The sequence below is a fragment of the Streptomyces wedmorensis genome (genome assembly GCF_000716445.1).
In the GTDB taxonomy this organism is placed as follows: Bacteria; Actinomycetota; Actinomycetes; order Streptomycetales; family Streptomycetaceae; genus Streptomyces; species Streptomyces wedmorensis.
This window is the reverse complement of record NZ_JNWK01000003.1, coordinates 190342-206534: the sequence shown is the minus strand read 5'-3', so window position 1 is coordinate 206534 and position 16193 is coordinate 190342. Positions and strand designations below refer to the sequence as shown.

The 16193-nt window shown below is 72.7% G+C and carries 13 protein-coding genes; 6 read left to right on the top strand and 7 right to left on the bottom strand.

Going from position 1 to position 16193, the window contains the following annotated elements:
- Window positions 1–55 precede the first annotated feature (55 nt).
- Window positions 56–760, bottom strand: coding sequence for a DUF6542 domain-containing protein (locus tag OO54_RS03310; RefSeq protein WP_078905024.1), 705 nt, complete (start codon window positions 758–760; stop codon window positions 56–58).
- A gap of 162 nt (window positions 761–922) precedes the next feature.
- On the opposite strand from OO54_RS03310, the gene ychF reads away from it, so the two are divergent.
- A complete protein-coding gene (ychF, locus tag OO54_RS03305; protein WP_017239886.1) occupies window positions 923–2011 on the top strand; it encodes a redox-regulated ATPase YchF in 1089 nt (362 codons plus the stop codon).
- A gap of 97 nt (window positions 2012–2108) precedes the next feature.
- On the opposite strand, the gene OO54_RS03300 is transcribed toward ychF, so the two are convergent.
- The 4 genes from OO54_RS03300 to OO54_RS03285 form a co-directional block, all read right to left on the bottom strand.
- Window positions 2109–2501 (bottom strand): hypothetical protein, encoded by a 393-nt coding sequence (locus OO54_RS03300; RefSeq protein WP_033201342.1) that lies wholly within the window; start codon window positions 2499–2501, stop codon window positions 2109–2111.
- Entirely contained in the window at window positions 2501–2752 is a 252-nt protein-coding gene (locus OO54_RS03295) for a hypothetical protein (RefSeq protein WP_033201341.1), read from the bottom strand. The genes OO54_RS03300 and OO54_RS03295 overlap by 1 nt, the downstream gene beginning before the upstream one ends.
- Before the next feature lie 130 nt (window positions 2753–2882).
- Window positions 2883–3614: a HEAT repeat domain-containing protein gene (locus tag OO54_RS03290; protein ID WP_033201340.1), complete on the bottom strand. Its 732-nt coding sequence runs from the start codon at window positions 3612–3614 to the stop codon at window positions 2883–2885.
- Complete coding sequence (locus OO54_RS03285; RefSeq protein WP_033201339.1) at window positions 3611–3997, bottom strand: CPCC family cysteine-rich protein; 387 nt, start codon at window positions 3995–3997, stop codon at window positions 3611–3613. Before OO54_RS03285 ends, OO54_RS03290 begins: the two co-directional genes overlap by 4 nt.
- 360 nt (window positions 3998–4357) lie before the next feature.
- Here OO54_RS03285 and OO54_RS03280 point away from each other — a divergent pair, with 360 nt between their 5' ends.
- The 3 genes from OO54_RS03280 to OO54_RS03270 all read left to right on the top strand — a co-directional run bounded on the left by OO54_RS03280 (window position 4358) and on the right by OO54_RS03270 (window position 10258).
- Window positions 4358–6541, top strand: a complete 2184-nt coding sequence (locus OO54_RS03280) for a DEAD/DEAH box helicase (protein WP_033201338.1) — start codon at window positions 4358–4360, stop codon at window positions 6539–6541.
- 226 nt (window positions 6542–6767) lie between these two features.
- On the top strand, window positions 6768–9413 hold the full coding sequence (locus tag OO54_RS03275; protein WP_033201337.1) for an AfsR/SARP family transcriptional regulator: 2646 nt from the start codon (window positions 6768–6770) through the stop codon (window positions 9411–9413).
- 101 nt (window positions 9414–9514) lie between these two features.
- Complete coding sequence (locus tag OO54_RS03270) at window positions 9515–10258, top strand: DUF4232 domain-containing protein (protein ID WP_033201336.1); 744 nt, start codon at window positions 9515–9517, stop codon at window positions 10256–10258.
- Between the two features lie 34 nt (window positions 10259–10292).
- Here OO54_RS03270 and OO54_RS03265 read toward each other — a convergent pair whose 3' ends face one another.
- Entirely contained in the window at window positions 10293–11417 is a 1125-nt protein-coding gene (locus OO54_RS03265) for a pyridoxal-phosphate dependent enzyme (RefSeq protein WP_033201335.1), read from the bottom strand.
- Window positions 11418–11616: 199 nt separating this feature from the next.
- On the opposite strand from OO54_RS03265, the gene OO54_RS03260 reads away from it, so the two are divergent.
- On the top strand, window positions 11617–13191 hold the full coding sequence (locus OO54_RS03260) for a S8 family peptidase (RefSeq protein ID WP_033201334.1): 1575 nt from the start codon (window positions 11617–11619) through the stop codon (window positions 13189–13191).
- 165 nt (window positions 13192–13356) lie between these two features.
- Window positions 13357–14535 carry a DUF4190 domain-containing protein gene (locus tag OO54_RS03255; RefSeq protein ID WP_051786672.1) on the top strand — a complete coding sequence of 393 codons (1179 nt, stop codon included), beginning with the start codon at window positions 13357–13359 and terminating at the stop codon, window positions 14533–14535.
- A 130-nt stretch (window positions 14536–14665) separates the two neighbouring features.
- On the opposite strand, the gene OO54_RS03250 is transcribed toward OO54_RS03255, so the two are convergent.
- Window positions 14666–16015 carry a glycoside hydrolase family 18 protein gene (locus tag OO54_RS03250; protein ID WP_033201333.1) on the bottom strand — a complete coding sequence of 450 codons (1350 nt, stop codon included), beginning with the start codon at window positions 16013–16015 and terminating at the stop codon, window positions 14666–14668.
- Window positions 16016–16193: the final 178 nt, after the last annotated feature.

Here is a 16193-nt window from a genome sequence, read left to right as displayed (position 1 = left end):
GTCGTCGGGTCCCGCCCGGTCGCCGGGTCCCGCCCGGTCGCCGGGTCCCGCGCGGCTACACGACGGGGCGGCGGCGCGGGGCGCGGGGCGGGTCGGCGGGACCGGGGGAAGGGGCGGCGGACCGGGCGGCGGCGGTGCGCTGCTGGCGCCGGGCCATGTCCCGTACCTTGCGGAAGCTCGCGATGAGACCCGCGACGAGCGTGCCGCCGTACAGCCAGCCGGCGTGCACGGCGAGGGCGGTGACGACGGCCATCGCCTGGCCGCCGATCCCGCCCGTACCGCCCGCGATGGGGACGACACCGACGGCGAAGGCGATGGGGACGGCGATCGGGGCCGTGACGAGGTCGGCGGTACGCACCCAGAGCGCGGTGAGGGCGCTGACGGGCAGGAACAGCAGCCCGTACACGACGGGGGAGCCGCCGAGGAGCAGCAGGTCGAGGAAGCCGAGCGTCAGCATGACGGCGGAGGCGAACAGCCCGGCGCCAAGCCCGGTCAGGCGGGGCGAGGGCAGCCGGCGCAGGGCGAGGACCACGGGCGGCACGGGCCGTGCCCCGCCCGGCCGCCCGGAACCGCGCCCGGGAACGGCGGCGCCCGCCGCCTCGGCGGCCATGGCCCGCTCCACCCGGGCGCCGCCGGGCGCCCGCTCGGACCGGCCGTTCACGCGGTACACGGCCGCGCCCTCCACGAGCGCGGGCGGCGGCGTGACGGGGGTCTGCGGCCGTCGGCGGCCTTGCGGCTGACTTGTCCTGTGCTGCTCCACACCACCAACGTAGGTCGGAAGGGGCCGGGAACCGGGTCCGGGACACGCCCTTTGGGTGACGTTGCGCCCGAGATAGACCGAAGGTCGGCGTCACTGGCCGGTTCCCCCCGCCCGTAAACTGGGGGATCGGCCCCCCGTCCACACCTTCAGGAAGTCGCCACCGTGTCGCTCACGATCGGAATCGTCGGTCTGCCGAATGTCGGCAAGTCGACCCTGTTCAACGCCCTGACCAAGAACGACGTGCTGGCGGCCAACTACCCGTTCGCCACGATCGAGCCCAACGTCGGCGTCGTCGGTGTCCCCGACGCCCGCCTGACCAAGCTCGCGGAGATCTTCTCCTCCCAGCGCATCCTCCCCGCGACCGTCGACTTCGTCGACATCGCCGGCATCGTGCGCGGCGCGAGCGAGGGCGAGGGCCTCGGCAACAAGTTCCTCGCGAACATCCGCGAGTCGGACGCGATCTGCCAGGTCATCCGCGCCTTCAAGGACGAGAACGTCGTCCACGTCGACGGCAAGGTCTCGCCGAAGGACGACATCGAGACGATCAACACGGAGCTGATCCTCGCGGACCTCCAGACGATCGAGAAGGTCCTGCCGCGCCTCCAGAAGGAGATGCGGATCAAGAAGGACACGGCGCCCAAGGTCGCCGCCGTCGAGGCCGCCCAGGCGATCCTGGAGAAGGGCGACACCCTCTTCTCCCAGGGCATCGTCCAGGGCTCGGAGAAGGCGGAGCTCCTCCACGACCTCCACCTCCTCACCACCAAGCCGTTCCTCTACGTCTTCAACGTCGACGAGGACGAGCTGACCGACGACGCCTTCAAGGCCGAGCAGAGCGCCCTGGTCGCCCCGGCCGAGGCCATCTTCCTCAACGCCAAGCTGGAGCAGGACCTCGCCGAGCTCGACGAGGAGGACGCCATGGAGCTCCTCCAGTCCGTCGGCGCCGAGGAGCCCGGCCTCGCCACCCTCGCCCGCGTCGGCTTCGCCACCCTCGGCCTCCAGACCTACCTGACGGCCGGCCCCAAGGAATCCCGCGCCTGGACGATCAAGCAGGGCGCCACCGCCCCCGAGGCCGCCGGTGTCATCCACACCGACTTCCAGAAGGGCTTCATCAAGGCCGAGGTCATCTCCTTCGCCGACCTCGTCGCCACCGGCTCCGTCGCCGAGGCCCGCGCCGCCGGCAAGGCCCGCATGGAGGGCAAGGAATACGTCATGCAGGACGGCGACGTCGTGGAGTTCCGCTTCAACGTGTGACTCTACGTCAAGACAGCGCCCGGCCTGCTTGTTGGCAGGCCGGGCGCTTTCCTCTGTCCGCCTGGGGTCCTCGCCGGCTCGGGGCGTGGCGCGCGTCTCACACCTTGACGACCTCTACGGCGGGGCCGCAGAGGAGCGTCAAGTCCTCGGGGTCGGAAGTGAGGACAGTGACTGGCTGGGGCGCGTTGCGGGCGACGACGGCGAGGGCGGCGTCGATGGCGTACTTATGGCCGTGGAGATGATGGGCGCGAAGGAGGGCGGCGGCTTCGTCGGTGACCGCCTTGGCGATGTCGTGAACGTCGATGCGGGAGAGGACCCACTTGATGCGCGCTGGGTGGATCCGCTCGTAATCGGCCTCAAGGGTGGTCATGGCGCTGGTGGCCACGCGGATGCCCTCCTCCGCTGCGGCCTGGACCAGGGCCACCACGGTGCGGTCCTTGCGGTAGAGCTTGGAGAGTCCTTCGCTGTCGAGCAGTAGGGTGCCGGGCATCAGGCGGCAGCCCCACCGGCCTGCCGGTGGTCATGGCGCAACAGTGCGCGGGCGGCCTCGACCTCCTCGCGCGTGAGCTCGTCGTTGTCCGTCTCGAAGTCTGCGACGATCTCCCGAAGCCGGTCCATGGCGACCCGCTGTTCGAGGGCTTCGGCGACGTAGGCGGAGAAGCCGCCGGGGCCGACATGGGTGCGCACGGCCTCGGCGAGGTCCTCGGGCAGGCTGATCGAGTACTTCCTGCTACCACTCATGGGGCTGATCCTACCAGTGGTAGTAAATCGTTGGGTCGCGGTAGCGCGGGCGGTCCGAGTCCTTCCTCGTCACGTAGCGCTCGATCACGTAGCCGTAGCCGATTTCTTCGGGGTGCTGGGACCGCATCGGTCACCTCTCCGGGTGCAGGTCGGCGCGGTCGATCCAGGTGGGGGCGACGAAGATGTTGTCGCCGGCGGGGGCTTCGGAGGCTTCCAGCAGGGACCAGGTGCGGGATTCTTCGACGAGGTGCTCCCAGGGCATGGTCCAGTCGAGTTCCCAGTCCAGGCCGATGCCGGAGATGCCGTACGTGCTGCCGGCGTCCACGCGCCAGAACTGGGAGTAGAGGATCACCTGGGCGTGGTCGGCGAGGTCGTTGATGATCTCGGCGAAGCGGGCCGAGGGCCAGCCCGGGGCGTCGTCCGCAGCGGTGGCTCGTAGGCGCGCGGTGAGCGGCGGGACGACAGGGGTGCGGGCGCCGAGTTCCGTCAAGGCCCAGCGGATGCCGCCCGGCTCGGTCCAGTCGGGCGGGGTCGCCCGTTCCAGGCAGGCGCGGTAGGCGCGGCGCAGGGGCTCGACCGCGCCGTCGATCTCCAGGCTCGCCAGGGCCATGGCCGCCCATTCGCGGACGGTCGGGTTGTCGCTGTCCAGCAGGCCGATGAGAGCGGGACCGCAACGGGGATCGCCCACCTCCTCGAAGACCTCGATGGCGGTCAGCTGGCCGAAGCCGCCGAGGGAAGGCAGGCCGTTGACGACGGTGGGTATGGCGTCGGCGCCGATCCAGATCAGCTCCGCGCGGGCGTCGTAGGACTCGTCGGCCTTGCCGTCGAGCTGCTGGACGAGTGTCTCGATGTGGGAGGTCATGACGCGGAGTGGTCCCGGCGCCAGAAGGTGGGCAGCCACCAGCAGAGCACCGAGTGGTCGTCGGGCCACGGGGCGCGGTCCTCGGCCGCCCAGTCCTCGAAGGAGTCCCGTGCCAGATCGATGGGGCGCCAGGCGGGGTCGAGCGGCTCGTCCTCGGCCGGCGGGCGGACGAACCGGCGGCCGTGCTCGTCGCAGGCGCCGAAGTCCTGGTAGTTCCGCTGGGCCTCGATCAGGGAGACCTTGTTCGCCCCGCCGCCCATGGTCGGCCAGCGGAACTGGACGCCGTCGTCTTCCCAGAAGCAGATGGGGCAGATCTCGTACGAGCCGGGCATCGCGTCCAGCACGCGGTGTCCGCAGCACGGGCAGGGGTAGGAGTCGCTCACCTGCGCAGTTTCGTTGCAGGTCCCGCCCGTGTGCCATGGATTTCTCTGCCTCGGGACCCCCGGCCAGTCCGCAGCCAGTCCGCAGGACACCCGTAAATGGCTGTCGGGAGCCAGCGCATGCCAACCAGGAAACCCCAGGTCAGAGCCCTGGTTGGGGCTCCGCCGCAGGTCAGGATCAAGGCTCAGACATTCCGCTTCAACGTCTGATCGCACCCGCACCTCGGAAGGGGCCGGACTCCGTGGAGTCCGGCCCCTTCGTGGTGGGGTGGTGGTCCTGGAGGGGTGTAGTACTGCTGGTTCGGGGGCGTCGTGGCGGTCTTCGGGCGATGGGACGGGTTCGGGAGACGAGGGGTGGGGCGCGTGGGGCGGGACGTGCGGGAGGCGGTGGCCAGGGGGGCGCGGCTCTACGAGGCGGCGCAGGCGGTGTGCGGGGACCACGGCAGGGCCGTGGAGGCGGTGCAGGAGGCGCTGAGGCCGCTGCAGGACGAGGCGGTGGCGCGGGAGCTCGGTGCCACGCCCGTCGTCCGGCTCAAGGAGGTCACGCAGGGGCGGCTCCAGTGGGAGGGCATCGAGCGGAGCGGGCTGAGGACCGTCGGGCGGGTGCTCGAAGCGGGCCCTTACCGTCTGCGGCAGATTCCCGGGGTCGGCAGGCAGACCGCCGACCAGATCCTCGCGGCCGCCCGGCGGCTGGCGGAGGCCGCGCACGAGACGGTCGCCGTGCGCATCGACGTGGACCGGCCGGAGCCGCGGACCACCGCGCTCGTCATCGCGCTGCACCTTCTGGTGGAGGCCGGGCCGGACGGGCGGCGGGCGGTCGACACGGCCGAGGGCCTGGTGCGACGGCTCGGTCCGCTGCTCGCCGACGCGAGACCGGCCACCGGGCGGATGCGGATGCTCCTGGCCGGACAGGAGAAGCGGTCCCGGGCGCTCGCCGCGGTCGACGGCATCCGGTCGGTGGTCGCGGACGCGGACCGGGCGGGAGTGCTCGAACTCCTCACCCAGGCGTCGGTGGACCTGCTGCGCGGACCCGCGACCGACGTCGCGGCCTGGGTCGACTTCGAGCTGCGCTCCGCCGAGTACTACGGCGTCCTCGCCGCGATCCCCGGGCGGGCGCCGGAGGTGGGCGCCGCCCAGGGGTTCCTGCCCGACAAGCTCGCGGAGCGCGTACGACGCCAGCGGCTCGACGACTCCTGCCTCAGGGTCTCCCTGCGCGGATACCAGGAGTTCGGCGCGCGGTTCGTCCTCGCCCAGCGCAAGGTGGTGCTCGGCGACGAGATGGGGCTCGGCAAGACCGTCCAGGCGATCGCCGCGCTGACGCACCTGGCCGCCAAGGGACAGAGCCACTTCCTGGTCGTCTGCCCGCCGAGCGTCCTGGTGAACTGGGTGCGCGAGATCGAGGCCCGGAGCACGCTGCGGTCGGTGATCCTGCACGGTCCCGACCGGCACGAGGCGTTCGCCGAGTGGAGGAGCACGGGCGGGGCGGCGGTGACCACCTTCGACGCGCTGCGCGGGTTCCCCGCCCCGGGCGGCGGCGACGTCGCGATGCTCGTGGTGGACGAGGCGCACCTGGTGAAGAACCCGAAGACGCTGCGGTCCCAGGCGGTCGCCCGGTGGGTGGAGTGCTCCGAGCGGGCCCTCCTCATGACCGGCACGCCGATGGAGAACCGGGTCGGGGAGTTCCGCAACCTCGTCCGGATGCTCCGGCCCGACCTCGCGGACTCGCTCACCCAGGGGGACGCCGCCACCGGCTCGGTCGACTTCCGCAAGGCCGTCGCACCGGTCTATCTGCGGCGCAACCAGAAGGACGTACTCGCGGAGCTGCCCGCCCTCCAGCACACCGACGAATGGGAGGAGCCGAGCGTCTCCGACGAGGAGGCCTATCGGGAGGCGGTCCGCGCCGGCAACTTCATGGCGATGCGCAAGGCCGCGTACGCGCGCCCCGAGAAGTCGGCCAAGCTGGAGCGGCTCCGCGAGATCGTCCGGGAGGCCGGCGAGAACGGGCAGAAGACGGTGGTCTTCTCCTACTTCAAGGACGTGCTCGGCGTGGTGGCGGAGGCTCTCGACGGGGGTGTCCCCGTGCACGGTCCGCTCACCGGCGAGGTCCCGCCCGCGCGACGGCAGCAGGTCGTCGACGACTTCGCGGCCGTGTCGGGGCCCGCGGTGCTGCTGGCGCAGATCCAGGCGGCGGGCATCGGCCTCAACATGCAGGCCGCGTCCGTCGTCGTCATCTGCGAACCCCAGATCAAGCCGACCATCGAGCAGCAGGCGGTGGCCCGCGCCCATCGCATGGGCCAGGTCAGGCGGGTGCGCGTGCACCGGCTGCTCGCCACCGGCGGGGTGGACGAGCGCCTGGTCAGGATCCTGGAGCGCAAGACACGCCTCTTCGACGCGTACGCCCGCCGCAGCGCCGTGGCCGAGGCCACCCCCGACGCCGTCGACGTGTCGGACACGGGGATCGCCCGCAGGATCCTGGAGGAGGAGCAGGTGCGGCTGGGCCTGGTGGAGGAGGCGCGGGCGGCGGACGCCCCGCCGGAAGCGCCCTGAGCGCCGGCCGGTCTCCCGGCGCGGTGCGTCCCCCGGTCCGGCCGGTCTCCCGGCGCGGTGCGTCCCCCGGTCCGGCCGGTCTCCCGGCGCGGTGTGTCGCCGTGTCCGGATAGCGACGGCGTCGGTGGGGGCGTGGAACGGCGTGGGCCGAGGGGGCCTCTACTCGCAAGTATCCTCGAACGCCGGGGATGGGGGGCTTGAGGGACAGGGATCGCGGAGGTATCAGGTGGAGTTCAGGCTGCTCGGCTCCGTTGCGTTGGTGGCGGAGGACAGGGACGTAGCCTTGGGGCCCGCCAAGCGGACGAGTCTGCTCGCCATGCTGTTGCTGCGGCCCAACAGCGCGGTGAACGTCCAGCAGCTGATCGACGCGCTGTGGGAGGACGAGCCGCCCACGCACGCCAAGACGGTGCTCCAGGGCCACGTGTCGCGACTGCGGGCACTGCTGGCGGAGCACGGGGCCGCGGAGTACGGCGTCGAGCTCGCGACCCAGGGGTCGGCGTACGTGCTGCGGATGCCGGAGTCGTTGGTGGACGCGCACCGGTTCGAGGAGCTCGTCGGCCTGGCGGGAGTGCAGCGGCAGCCCGCCGACGCGGTGCGGATGCTGCGGGAGGCGCTGTCGTACTGGCAGGGGCCCGCGCTCACCGGCACCGTGCACAGCAGGCCGCTGGAAGCGGCGGCCGGAGGCCTCGAAGAGCTGCGGCTCGCGTCGGTGGAGGCGCTGGCGGAGGCGTACGGGAAGCTCGGCGAGCACGCCAGGGCCGCCGCCGTGCTCCGGACCGAGGCCGTCGCGCATCCCCTGCGCGAGTCCCTGGCGGCCGCGCTGATGCTGGCGCTCGGCCGCTCGGGGCGCCAGTCGGACGCGATCGACTGGTACCACAGGACCCGGCGGCTGCTCGCCGAGGAGCTGGGCGTGGACCCGGGCGAGACGCTCGCCGAGGCGTACGCGACCCTGCTCCGCTCCGCCGAACCCGTCACCGCGCCCCGCCCCGCCGTCCCGGCCGACGTCGCGGTGCCGGAGGGGCTGCCGCGGGCGCCGCGCGGCTTCACCGGCCGGGGCGCGGAACTGGCCGCGCTCGACCGGGCGGTGTCCTGCGAGGAGGCGCCGGTGTGCCTGGTCACCGGGCCCGCCGGCGTCGGCAAGACCGCGTTCGCCGTGCACTGGGCGTACAAGCGGCGCGCCGACTTCCCCGACGGGCGGCTCTTCGCCGACCTGCGCGGCTTCAGCGAGACCCAGGCGCCCGAGACGGCCGCCGTGCTGCGGGAGTTCCTGCTCGCGCTCGGCGTCCCGCCGCAGCGCATTCCGGAGGCCGTCGAGGCGCGGGGCGCGCTGTTCCGCACGCTCACCGGCGGGCGGCGGCTGCTGGTCGTCCTCGACAACGCGCGCTCCTCCGAGCAGGTCAGGCCGCTGCTGCCGGGCGGCGACCACTGCACGACCGTGATCACCAGCCGTGACCGGCTCGGCGGCCTCATCGCCTCCGACGCCGCCCGGCCGGTGCCGCTGCGGCACCTTCCGGCGGCCGACTCGACGGCCCTGCTCACGACCGTGCTCGGCGCGGAGCGGGTCGCCTCCGAGCCCGAGGCCGCCGAGCGGCTCGCCGGGCTCTGCGACGGGCTGCCGCTCGCGCTGCGGGTGACGGCGGCCCGCCTGGCCGAACGGCCGCAGTGGACGCTGGGCGCGATGGTCGGCGAACTCGCCGACGAGCAGAGCCGGTTGACGCTGCTCGACGTGGAGGACCGGGGGGTGTCGGCGGCGCTGCACCTCACCGTCCAGCAGCTGCCGGAGTCCGCCGCCCGGCTGTTCCGCGCGATCGGCCTGCACACCGGCTCCGACCTGGACCGTTTCGCGGCGGGCGCACTCGCCGGCACGTCCCCCGCGCAGGCCTCCGTCGACCTGGACCGGCTCGCCGCCGCGCACCTGCTCAGCGAGTCCGTCCCGGGCCGCTGGACGCCGCACGACCTGGTGCGCCTGTACGCCCGCCACCTCGCCCCGCAGGCCGATCCCGAGGGCCTGCTCCGGCTCGTCGACCACTACCTCTACACGGGTCTGGCGGCCGACGCCGCCGCCGAACCGGGCTCCCAGCCCTGCTACTCGCTGCCCGCCGACGTCCGACGGCCGGCCGCCACGAGGGAGTTCGAGGACCGCACGGCGGCCCTGGACTGGTACGTGGCCGAACGTCCCGCCCTGGAGGGCGCGGTGGCCGCCGCCGCGGCCCTCGGTCTGCACGACCGCGCCTGGCGGCTCGCCCTCGTGCAGTGGCCGCTCATGCTCATGCGGATCGGGGACGGCTGGACGCCGCTCCTGGAGGCCGGTCTCGCCTCGGCCGTGCACGTGGGCGACCTCGACGCCCAGTCGCGGTCCCGGGCGCTGCTGGGCTGGATCCTGCACGAGGAGGGCCGGGACGCCGAGGCGCTCGTCCACCTGGAGAAGGCGCCCGGTCTCGCGGCCCGCGCGGGCGACGCCATCAGCGAGGCGATCGCCTACGTCAACTACGCCGCCGTCCTCGACGCGACGGGGGAGCACGAGCGGGCCGGGCTGCTGATGATGCACGCGGTCTCGCTCGCCGACCGCACCGGGCACCCGTCCACGCAGGTCCTGACGCTCCAGCACCTGGCCGGGCACTGCCTGAAGGCGGAGGACTACGCGGGGGCCCTCGCCCACACCGTTCGCGCCGGGGAACTGGTCGCGCCGGACGCGGTGGTCGTCCGGGCGCAGCTGCAGATCGTGCGGGGCGAGGCGCTGGCCGGCATCGGCCGCCTCGACGAGGCTGCTGACCAGCTGGAACGGGCGATCGCGGCGTCGGAGAAGGCAGGTTTCACGGAAGGTTCGGCGCGGGCCACGGAGCGCCTGTCGCGGCTGTCAGCGGATCGTTAGCGGTACGCAAGCGGGACGGCAGCGCGGGGCGCGAAGCTGGATACAGCACCGAGCACGGAGTCACGTGCGCCGACCGACCGCGTCAACGGGGGAACACCACCATGCGCAACCACCGCAAGAACACCGTCCTGGCCGCCGCCGCCATCGCCGCCCTCTCGCTGGGCCTGACCGCCTGCGGCGGCGGTGACGACGCCACCGGGGCGAAGGACGCGGGCAGCGCCGCCGCCTCGCAGTCGGCCGGCGGTTCGGCCGCCGGCGGTACGGCGGACCAGGCGGCCACCAAGGGCGGCTCGGGCTCGGCCGGCGGCTCCACCGCCACGTCCTCCTCGTCCGGCGGGTCCTCCTCCGGTTCCACCGGCTCCACCGGTTCCGGTTCCACCGGTTCCACCGGCGGTTCGAAGACCTCCGGCGCGGCCCCCGCCTGCGCCTACGGCGACGTCAAGATCACGGCGAAGAAGGCCGACGAGGTCCCGACCGAGCACATCGTCCTCACCGCCACCAACACCTCCGGCAGCGCCTGCACCCTGCTCCAGTACCCGCTGATCGCCTTCGGCCCGATCCAGACCGCCAAGGACGTCCCGGCCGTGGCGAAGAGCAAGCCCGCCGCCCCGATCGTCCTCAAGGCCGGCGAGCCCGCCTACGCGAACGTGCGCGTCGCCCTCGGCGGCGCCCACGAGGACAACAAGGTCGTCGGCGAGTTCAACGTCAACCTCTTCTCCGCCGACGGCCCGGCCGAGGGCAGCATCGTCGTCAAGGCCCCCGCCGGCGGGCTCGCCGTCGACGAGGCCGCCGCCAAGACGGGCTACTGGACCTACGAACTCCGCAACGGCGCCGACGAGTTCTGATCCACCCCGCGACCCCGCGGACCCCGGTGCGGCTTCAGGGGGCCAGGCCCGTCTTGGCGCCCGCGCCGCACAGGGGGAGGACCGTGAGGCCCGGGCGGGGCGGGGCGGCGCTGACCGCGGCCCAGCAGGCGGCCGCCGTGGGTTCGACGAAGAGGCCGCGGGCGGCGAGGTCGCGCTGGGCGGCGCGGATCCGGTCGTCGGCCACGGTGAGGAAGGTGCCGCCGGTGTCCCGTACCGCGCGGAGGATCTGGCGGGCGCGGGGAGGGGCCGTGATGGCGATGCCCTCGGCGAGGGTGGGGAGGGCGGCGGCGGGGGCGGCGAGGTCGTCCGCGCCGGCGTGGAAGGCGGCGGCCAGCGGGGAGACGGCCGCCGCCTGCACGGCCACGAGGGCGGGCCGGGTGTCGGTGAGGCCGTGGCGGTGGAGTTCGTCGAGGGCGAGGGCGGCGCCGAGGAGGAGGGTGCCGTTGCCGACGGGGACGACGATCGTGTCGGGGAGGCGGCCGCCGAGCTCCTCCCAGAGCTCGTAGACGTAGGTCTTGGTGCCGTGGGTGAAGTACGGGTTGTGGACGTGCGAGGCGTAGAAGGTGCCGGGTTCGTCGGCGGCCGCCCGGGCGGCCCTGGCCGTGGCCTCGCGGTCGCCCGGCACCTCGACGACGCGCGCCCCGTGCGCCCGGATCTGGTCCAGCTTCTTGGGGGAGGTGCCGGCGGGGACGTACACGACGGTGTCGAGCCCGGCCCGTGCCCCGTACGCGGCGACCGCCGTGCCGGCGTTGCCGCTGCTGTCGGCCACGATCCGTTCGAGGCCTCCGGAGCGGGCGAGCCGCAGCGCGTGTGCGGCGAGCATCACGGCGCCGCGGTCCTTGAACGACAGGGTCGGCATGAGGAAGTCGAGTTTGGCCGAAACCGAGTCGGTGAGGGGGACGAGGGGCGTACGGCCCTCGCCGAGGGTCACCTCGGGCGCGCACGGCATCGGAGGCAGCGCTTCCGTGTAACGCCACAATGAATTCACACGTGACGCGAGTGACGGGAGGGGCACCGGACCGCCCGCGAAGTCGAGGTCCCAGGGGCCGCGGCACTTCGGACAACACCAGGTGAGCGCGGACGTGGCCGTGCGGACGTGGCAGCGGGGACACACGTAGGCGGTCATGGTGTTCAGCATGGCAGCCGTGTGGCGCGGGCGTTACGGGCCGCCGGGGGCCCTTGTGGGATTCCTATGGATCAGTCAATCTTTCGCTCGGCAGCCGGACGTTCGAAACGGCGTGGACATCTTCTGTCGGCTTGTCATGTCCTCGCCATATTCGAATGTTCCCGCCGCATCCCCACGGCAGTGCACACCCCCCACGAGGAGGACCCTCCCCATGTCAGTGACGCGAGACGCACGTCGTCGAACCGCCACCGCCGCGGCCATAGCCGTCGCCGCCCTCGCCCTCGGCTCGCTCTCCGCCCTCCCGGCCGCCGCCTCGCCGGCCGCCCCGGAAGGCGTCATCGCCAACGCGGGCGCCGAAGGCACCATCGCGGGCAGCTACATCGTCACCCTCGACGAGTCGGCGCAGGCGGAGACCGCTCAGGGCCGCGCCGTCGCCGCCAAGTTCGGGGCGAAGATCAAGCGGACGTACACCTCCGCGATCAACGGCTACTCCGTGGAACTCTCCGAGGCGCAGGCGCGGAAGCTCGCGGCCGACCCGGCCGTCCGGTCCGTCGTCCAGAACCGCGTCTTCCACGTCGACGCCACCCAGCCCTCCCCGCCGTCCTGGGGCCTCGACCGGATCGACCAGAAGGCCCTTCCGCTGAACCAGAGTTACACCTACCCGGACAGCGCGGGCCAGGGCGTCACGGCGTACGTCATCGACACCGGCGTCCGCATCAGCCACAGCGACTTCGGCGGCCGCGCCTCCAACGGCTACGACGCCATCGACAACGACAACACCGCCCAGGACGGCCACGGCCACGGCACCCACGTCGCCGGCACCGTCGCGGGCTCGTCGTACGGCGTCGCCAAGAAGGCGAAGATCGTCGGCGTCCGCGTCCTCGACGACTCCGGCTCCGGCACCACCGAGCAGGTCGTCGCGGGCATCGACTGGGTGACGCGGAACGCAGTCAAGCCGGCCGTCGCCAACATGAGCCTCGGCGGCGACGTCGACACCGTCCTCGACCAGGCCGTCCGCAACTCGATCGCCTCCGGCGTCACCTACGCGGTCGCCGCCGGCAACGAGACCGACAACGCCGCCAACCACTCGCCCGCGCGGGTGGCCGAGGCCATCACGGTCGGCGCCACGACGTCGAGCGACGCCAAGGCCAGCTACTCCAACTACGGCAGCGGCCTCGACCTCTTCGCCCCCGGCTCCTCCATCAAGTCGTCCTGGAACACCGGCGACACCGCCACCAACACCATCTCCGGTACGTCGATGGCGTCCCCCCACGTCGCCGGCGCCGCCGCCCTCTACCTGGCGGACAACCCCACGGCGACCCCCGCGCAGGTCTCCACGGCCCTCGTGAACGCCGCCACGCCGAACGTCGTCACCAGCCCCGGCAGCGGCTCCCCGAACCGGCTCCTGTACGTCGGCGGCGGCACCACCCCGCCGCCCACCGGCCCGAAGTTCGAGAACACCGCGGACTACGCGATCAACGACAACGCGACCGTCGAGTCCCCGGTCACCGTCAGCGGAGTCTCCGGCAACGCGCCCTCCGGCCTCCAGGTGCCGGTGAACATCGTCCACACCTACATCGGTGACCTCCAGGTCCAGCTGATCGCCCCGGACGGCTCGGCGTACACCCTGAAGGCCTTCGGCACCGGCGGCAGCGCGGACAACATCAACACCACGTACACCGTGAACGCCTCCTCGGAGGTCGCCAACGGCACCTGGAAGCTGCGGGTCACGGACAACGCGTCCATCGACACCGGGAAGATCGACTCCTGGGCCCTGCAGTTCTGAGCCACGGCTGAACCATGAACACCGAGGGGCGGTCGCCGGCGGGCGACCGCCCCTCGGCGTCCCCGCGCGGTCGCCCCCGCCTTCCCGTCCGTTCCACTCGGCCACGTACGATGCGCGCCCGATCGTTTGTTCGCGCCGCCGCCCCGAAACAGGAGCACCGTACCCGTGGAGCCGACCCAGCCGACCCCGCCGCCCCCGTCGCCGGAGGGAGTGCCGCAGCAGGGAGCCCCGCAGTCGCAGGGATGGCCCGCCCCCGGCCCGTACACCTCCCCGGGGATGCCGTACGCGTACGGTCAGCCCGGGATGCCGGGCGCCGTTCCCTACGGGCAGCCGCGGCGGAGCACCAACGGCCTCGCCGTCGGCTCCCTCGTCTCCGGCATCGTCTGCTGCCTCCCGCCGCTCGGTCTGGTCCTCGGGCTCATAGCCCTCCCGCAGATCAGGAAGAAGGACCAGGCGGGCAAGGGGCTGGCGATCGCGGGCATCGTACTCTCCGCGGTGAGCTGCCTGCTGCTCGTCGTCGGCCTCGTGACCGGCGGTATCGGTTCGGCGTGGGACGGCTTCAAGGAGGGCGTGGACGAGGCGTCCCGCTCGAAGTCCCCGGCGTCGCTGCGGACCGGGCAGTGCTTCCTGGACGACGACAAGCTGGAGGACTTCGCGACGGAGGTCGAGGTCGTCGACTGCGACCTGGCGCACGACGGCGAGGCGACCGGCCGCTTCAAGATCACCGGCTTCGACAAGTGGCCCGGCGACGACGCGCTCGACGAGGTGGCGGAGAAGCGCTGCGACACGATCAACACGGCGTACGCGCTGGACACCTGGGCCGTTCCCACGGACGTCTGGACGTACTACTACCTGCCCAGCAGCCAGACGTGGCGCGGCGGCGACCGGACCGTGATCTGCGCGTACGCCACGGAGGGCGACCCCTACAAGGGCTCGGTGCGTTCCGACACCACCACCCTGAACGCGGACCAGACGTCCTTCCTGAGGGCCGTCAACCCCATCGAGACGACCGTGTACGCGGAGCCGGAGGACGACCCGGACGAGGACTTCGCCGCCAACAAGGCGTGGGCCGGCGAGATGCTGAAGGCCGTCGACGCGGCGCGCGAGGGGCTCAAGGGGCGGCACTGGCCCGCCGCCGCCAACGGCCCGGTCGCGGAGCTCGGCACCACCCTCGACGCGGCCTCGAAGAAGTGGCGCAAGCTGGCGGAGGCGGCCGACGCGGAGGCGTACTGGGCGGATTACGAGGACGCCTGGGACCTCCTGCCCGAGGACCTCGGCGCGGACGTCCGGACCGCCCTCGACCTGACGGACACGCCGCCGGTGGAGGAGGAAACCTCGGCCTGAGCCGCCGCCGGAGGCCGGTCGGCGTCGCGCCGGTTCGGCCTGCGGCGGCGGTCAGGGCCGCGTGCGGTCCCGTGCGGGGCCGCGGCGGTCATCGGGGGGCCAGGGCCTGTGAGCTGCCGGGCCCGGGGCGTCAGCGGCGGGTCAGGCCGCGGTCGATCGCGGTGATCAGTTCACCGTTCGGGGTGTCGCCGTCGAGGGACCAGACCATGGCGCCGCCGAGTCCGTGCTGCCGGACGTAGGACGCCTTGGTGCGCAGGACGGTGGAGTCGTCGTAGGTCCACAGGGTGGTGCCGTCGAAGAGCCAGGCGTGGCCGCCGCGCGGCCCCCGGTAGAGCTTGTACGTCCCCGAGTCGGCCAGTTTCCTCAGGTGCTTGTAGTCCTCCGAGCCGGCGACCCAGGTCGCGGGGGCGGGGCCCGCGGCGGGCTGTCCGAGGCCGTCGCCGCCGCCTGTGACGCCGGTCCAGCCCTGGCCGTAGAACGGCATGCCCACCACGAGCTTGTGGGCGGGGGCGCCGCGGCGCAGCCAGGCCTTGACGGTCTGGTCGACGCTGAAGTCGTTCCTGGCGAAGAGCGCGGACTGCTGGGCGGTGGTCTTCTCGCCGGAGACGTGGAAGTCGTAGCCCTGGAGATTGACGAAGTCGAAGTCCCGGATGATCTTGGGGACTTCGAAGCCCGCGTCGATCTTGGCGGGCGCGGTGGGGACGTACGCGCTGAGGTCGTAGTGCCTGCGCTGCGGCAGCGAGCGCCCGTAGGCGTCGAGCTGGACGCGGAACTCCCGTACCAGCTTGGTGAAGTTGGGCTTGTCCTCCGGCCGGATCACGTTGCCGGGGGCGCCGTCCGAGCCGGGCCACTCCCAGTCCAGGTCGATCCCGTCGAAGACCCCGGCCGCCGCGCCGGCGCCGCCGCGCGCGCCGTCGACGGGCAGGTTTCCCTTGATGTAGGTGTCGATGCAGGAGGCGACGAGGGCCTTGCGGCCGGCGTCGGTGCGCACGGCGTCGGAGAAGTGGGCGGAGCCGCTCCAGCCGCCCAGCGAGATCATGACCTTGAGGCCGGGGTGCTCGGCCTTGAGCTCGCGCAGTTCGTTGAAGTTGCCGGCCAGGCGCTGGTCGGCCGTGTCGGCCACGCCGTCCACGGAGTTGGCCGCGTCCACCGGGCGCACGTAGTCGGCCCAGGGGTCGGAGCCGGGGGCGTTGCCCATGAGGCACTTGCCGTCCGGACCGATCACGCCGAAGGCGTAGTTGACGTGGCTGAGCTTGGCGGCGGTGCCGCTCGTCTCCAGGTCCTTGACCTGGAAGTTCCTTCCGTAGATGCCCCATTGGGTGAAGTAGCCGATGCGCTTCAGGGCGGGTGCGTGCGCGGTGGGCCGGTGCGCGTCGGAGGACTGGTGCGCTTCGGCGGTCGGAGTCAGGGTGGCGAGGAGGCCGAGGGTGGCGGCGGCGGCCGCGCCGAAGGTCAGCTTGGTCATGGCTGTGGGACGCATGGGCTCGTTCCTGTGCGAGGCGGGATGGAGCGTGCGGTGGGTCCGGGAGGTTCAGGCAGGAACGTATTGGTCTGTACCAATGGGGGTCAAGGGGTCCGGCGTCGCCTATCCGGGGTGACCCTCGGTAGCAAGCCCTCTCGCCCAGGTGTCATCACTTCGAGTGAAACTTTGGCCCATG